This window comes from Micromonospora palythoicola, assembly GCF_036689795.1.
GTDB classification, from domain to species: domain Bacteria; phylum Actinomycetota; class Actinomycetes; order Mycobacteriales; family Micromonosporaceae; genus Micromonospora; species Micromonospora palythoicola.
In genome coordinates this window covers 1-5207 of sequence record NZ_JBAGKI010000126.1, presented here as the reverse complement: position 1 = coordinate 5207, position 5207 = coordinate 1, and the positions used below count along the sequence as shown (strand labels likewise).

The following is a 5207-nucleotide window of genomic DNA, read 5'->3' as shown; positions in this document are numbered from 1 at the left end:
CAGACCCCCCCCCTCCCCGCCGGGAACCCGGGGCTCCGGTGGGTGGGTTGGGGGTCCCGTACGTTGGTTTCGCGGGCCCCGCAACCCCCGCCCCGCGCCGCGGGGGGCGGCGCGGGCCACCCGGTCATGCCGACTCCGCCACGGCCTGCTGAACGGACTCGCGGCAGCACGGCGGCCGGAGAAAGGCCGGATATACAGCGACTCACACCAATAGAAAATGGTCCCGTTACCAAAACGTTACAAGTCTCCACCTTGCTCGAAACTAGATTCACTGATGCAAATTGAGTGATCGGATCGGCTGAGTCGGCACCCAGACCTCGTTCGTCAGGTATGGGCGGTCGGACCGACGGGAGTGACATCGCCGTCCACTCCGAACCGTCCCACGGACAGAGGAGATCCTCGTGCCCCGACCCAGTCGGCGGCGAGCTCCGCTCGCCGCAGTGACCGTGGCGCTACTCGCCTTCGTACTCATCCTGACCGCCGCGCCGGCCCCGGTCGCCGGCCCGGCCGCCGCCCAGGCTGCCGCGCCGGTAGCCGCGGCGGCGGAGCCCTACTCCGTCCTGGTCTTCTCCAAGACCGCCGGATTCCGGCACGACTCGATCCCGGCCGGCATCAGCGCGATCCAGCAACTCGGCACGGCGAACGGGTTCACCGTCACCACCACCGAGGACAGCGCCGCCTTCACCGACACCAACCTCGCCAGGTTCAAGGCGGTCATCTGGTTGTCCACCACCGGCGACGTGCTCAACACCAGTCAGCAGGCGGCCTTCGAGCGCTACATCCGCGCCGGTGGCGGATACGTCGGCGTGCACGCGGCGTCCGACACCGAGTACGACTGGGCCTGGTACGGCCAACTCGTCGGTGCCTACTTCAACAGCCACCCGGCCAACCAGACGGCCACGGTGAAGGTCGAGGACACCACCCACGAGTCGACCCGGCACCTGCCGGAGCGGTGGTCCCGGTTCGACGAGTGGTACAACTTCCGCACCAACCCCCGCGCCCGCCAGGTGCAGGTGCTGGCCTCGCTCGACGAGCGCAGCTACAGCCCGGGCAGCGGAGCGATGGGGCAGGACCACCCGATCGCCTGGTGCCAGAACTTCGACGGCGGACGTTCCTGGTACACCGGTGGCGGGCACACCCAGGAGTCCTTCACCAACGCCCAGTTCCGGCAACACCTGCTCGGCGGCATCCAGACCGCGGCCGGGGTGGTGCACGCCGACTGCGGTGCCGGCCGGGCCGCCAGCTTCGAGAAGGTGACGCTGGACAGCAACACCAGCAACCCGATGGAGCTGGACATCGCGCCCGACGGCCGGGTCTTCTACATCGAACGCGACGGTCGGGTGCAGATCATCAAGCCGGACACCGGCCAGACCGTCACCGCGCTGCGGCTGAGCGTCTTCGCCGGCAACGAGGACGGCCTGCTGGGCATCCGCCTCGACCCCAACTTCGCCAGCAACGGGTGGGTCTGGCTCTACTACGCCCCCAGCGCGGGCGGTTCCCGCAACAACCTGTCCCGGTTCACCGTCACCGGTGACACGATCAACCCGTCCAGCGAGCGGGTCGTTCTGGAGGTGCCCACGCAGCGCAACACCTGCTGCCACATGGGCGGGACGATGACCTTCGACTCGGCCGGCAACCTGTACCTGGCCACCGGGGACAACACCAACCCCTTCGAATCCGGTGGCTACAGCCCGCTGGACGAGCGCTCCGGCCGGGCGGACTACGACTCGCAGCGCACCGCCGGCAACACCAACGACCTGCGTGGCAAGGTGCTCCGGATCCGGCCGCAGGCCGACGGCACGTACACCATCCCGGCCGGCAACCTCTTCGCGCCGGGCACCGCGCGGACCCGACCGGAGATCTACGCGATGGGTCTGCGCAACCCGTTCCGGATCGGCATCGACCCGGTCACCAACGTGCTCTACGTCGCCGACTACGGCCCGGACGCCACCACCACGAACGCGAACCGGGGCCCGGAGGGCCTGGTGGAGTGGAACATCGTCGACCGGCCCGGCAACTTCGGCTGGCCGTACTGCCACGGCAACAACCAGGCGTACAACGACTACCAGTTCCCGTCCGGTCCGAGCGGGGCGAAGTTCAACTGCTCCGCGCCGGTGAACAACTCCCCCAACAACACCGGTCTGACCAACCTGCCGGCGGCCATCCCGGCCACGGTCGACTACGGCTACGGCGGCAACAGCCGTTTCCCGGAGATCGGCGGCGGCGGAGCGCCGATGGCCGGCCCGGTCTACCGGTTCGACCCGACCATCTCGTCGCGCCGCCAGTGGCCGGCGTACTTCGACGGCAAGGCCATGTTCGGCGAGTGGAACCAGTCGCGGATGTACACCATGCAGGTCACCCGGGACGGCAAGTCCCTCGTCGACATCAACCGGATCCTCGACCAGATGACCTTCGTCCGGCCGATGGACTTCGAGTTCGGCCCCGACGGCGCGCTGTACCTGATCGAGTGGGGCAGCGGCTTCGGCGGCAACAACGACAACTCCGGCGTCTACCGCATCGACTACACCGCCGGTGCCCGCGCCCCGATCGCGGTCGCCTCGGCGAACCCCACCTCCGGAGCGCCACCGCTGGCCGTCACCTTCTCCAGCGCCGGCTCACGCGACCCCGACGGCGGAGCACTCACCTACGCCTGGACGTTCGGCGACGGCGGCACCTCCACCCAGGCCAACCCGACCCACACGTACGCCCAGTCCGGCAGCTACACCGCGCAACTGCGGGTGACCAACCCGGCGGGGCGGAGCGCGGTGGCGAACGTGCCGATCACCGTCGGCAACACGGCACCGACCGTGACCATCGAGTTCCCGCCGGACGGTGGCTTCTTCGGCTGGGGTGACCAGGTCGCCTACACCATCAAGGTCACCGACCCGGAGGACGGGACGATCGACTGCGACGAGGTCGAACTCCAGGTCCTGCTCGGCCACGACGAGCACGCGCACCCGCTGGAGCGGCACACCGGCTGCACCGGCACGGTGCAGACCCAGCTCGCCGACGGCCACGGGGCGGAGGCGAACGTCTTCACCGTGCTGGAGGCGAGCTACACCGACCAGGGCGGAGCCGACGGGGCCGAGCCGCAGACCGGCCGGGCGCTGGTGGTCCTCCAGCCCAAGCGCAAGGAGGCCGAGTACTTCTCCGCCACCGGACGGGTGGCGGGGGCCACCGGGGGCGGCACCGCCGGGGTGGAGCGGGAGACCACCGGTGACACCGCCGGCGGTGGACAGAACATCGGCTTCATCGAGGACGGCGACTGGTGGTCGGTCAGTCCGGCCAGCCTGACCGGCCTCACCTCGATCCGGTTCCGGGTCGCCTCGGCCACCTCCGGTGGCCGGATCGAGGTACGCGCCGCAGCCGCGGACGGACCACTGATCACCACCGCCGCCGTGACCGGCACCGGAGGGTGGCAGACGTACACCGACGTCACCGCGCAGATACCCAACGGCGCCGCGGCGGAGGGCGCGTTGTACTTCGTCGCCCGGGATCCGAACGGCGGCTCCGGCACCCTGTTCAACGTCAACTGGATGGACTTCGTCGGCCCCGGGGTGAGCGGCAACGCCCCGCCGACGGTCACCGCCTCGGCCACCCCGACCAGCGGGACCGGGCCGTTGGCGGTGACCTTCACCGGTACGGCCACCGACCCGGACGGGGACACCCCCCTGACGTACGCCTGGGACTTCGGCGACGGTGCGACCGCGAGCACGCTCAACGCCAGCCACACCTACACCACGCCGGGCAGCTACACCGCCACCCTGACGGTCACCGACAGCCGGGGTGCGCGCGGGCAGGCCAGCGTGCCGGTCCGGGTCGACGGGGCAGGCAACCCCTGCCAGGCCGAGCCGGGAGCACAGCGGTCCGACGAGTTCACCGGCAGCTCGCTGGATCGCCAGCGGTGGACGGGCGTGGTGCGCGGGACCGAGTCGTACTCCCTCGCCGACGGTTCACTGCGGCTGCCCACCGCGGCGGGTGACCTGTACGGCACCCGCAACGACGCCACCAACCTGGTGCTCCAGCCCGCACCCAGCGGTGCCTGGCAGGCGACCACCCGGGTCACCGTGGCGGCCCGGGCCGACTACCAGCAGGCCGGTCTGCTCGTCTACGGCGACGACGACAACTACGCCAAGCTGGACCTGGTCTACGGTGGCAACCGGAAGGTCGAGTTCCTCCGGGAGACCGCCGGCACCCCGCGCAACGAGAGCGCGGACTCCACCGCGGCGCCCACCGGTGACACCATCCATCTGCGACTGACCAGCGACGGGACGAACCTGACCGCCGCCTACTCGACGGACGGGCAGACCTTCACCGCGGTCGGTCGGTCCGCCGCGCTGGCCGGGATCAGCAACCCCCGGATCGGTCTCTTCGCGCTCAACGGCGGCACCACCGCGCCGGTGGTGAACGCGCAGTTCGACTGGTTCCGGATCACCCCGGACGCCACCACGGGTGTCGTCACGCCGTCGGACGAGTTCACCGGCACCAGCCTGGAGAAGTGCCGGTGGAACGCCGTCGTGCGGGAGGACTCGACCCGGTACCGGGTGACCGACGGCGCGCTGCGCATCGACGTGCCGAACGGTGACATCTACGGCACCGGCAACACCGGGCCGACGAACTTCATCCTCCAGAACAGCCCGGCCGGGAACTGGACCATGCAGACCCGGGTCGACGGCAGCCTGTTCAACGAGCAGTACCAGCAGGCCGGCCTGCTGGTGTACGCCGACGACGACAACTACCTGAAGTTCGACTACGTGACCGACAACGCCGCCGGTCAGACGGTCTCTCGGCGGATCGAGTTCCGCAGCGAGGTCGGCGGGGTGGTGCAGAGTACGCAGCCCCAGGCGACCGGCCTGACCCAGGGCATCTGGCACCTACGGCTGGCGCGCAGCGGAAACACCTTCACCGCCGCGTACTCGGCCGACGGCACGACGTGGACGACCCTGCAAACGTTGACGAGCACCGCGGTCGGGACGACCCCGAGGGTGGGCCTGTTCACTCTCGGCGCCAACCAGACCGCCTCGAAGACGGCCGCGTTCGACTACTTCCGGCTCACGCCCGGGTAGGTGGCCCGGCTCGCCGACCCACATCCGCCGGCCCGCACCGCTGTCCGAGGTGCGGGCCGGCGCTCGTTGCGCTGTGGGCAGGCTGGACGGGACTGTCGCGTGCGTGTACCGATCCGTGATCCAGTGAAGTCTGGCCATTAA

The 5207-nt window shown here is 70.1% G+C and carries 1 protein-coding gene; it reads left to right on the top strand.

The genetic code is table 11. From position 1 onward, the window contains the following. The first annotated feature begins 401 nt into the window (after positions 1-401). A complete protein-coding gene (locus V5O40_RS27720) occupies positions 402-5066 on the top strand; it encodes a ThuA domain-containing protein (protein WP_332908183.1) in 4665 nt (1554 codons plus the stop codon). Positions 5067-5207: the final 141 nt, after the last annotated feature.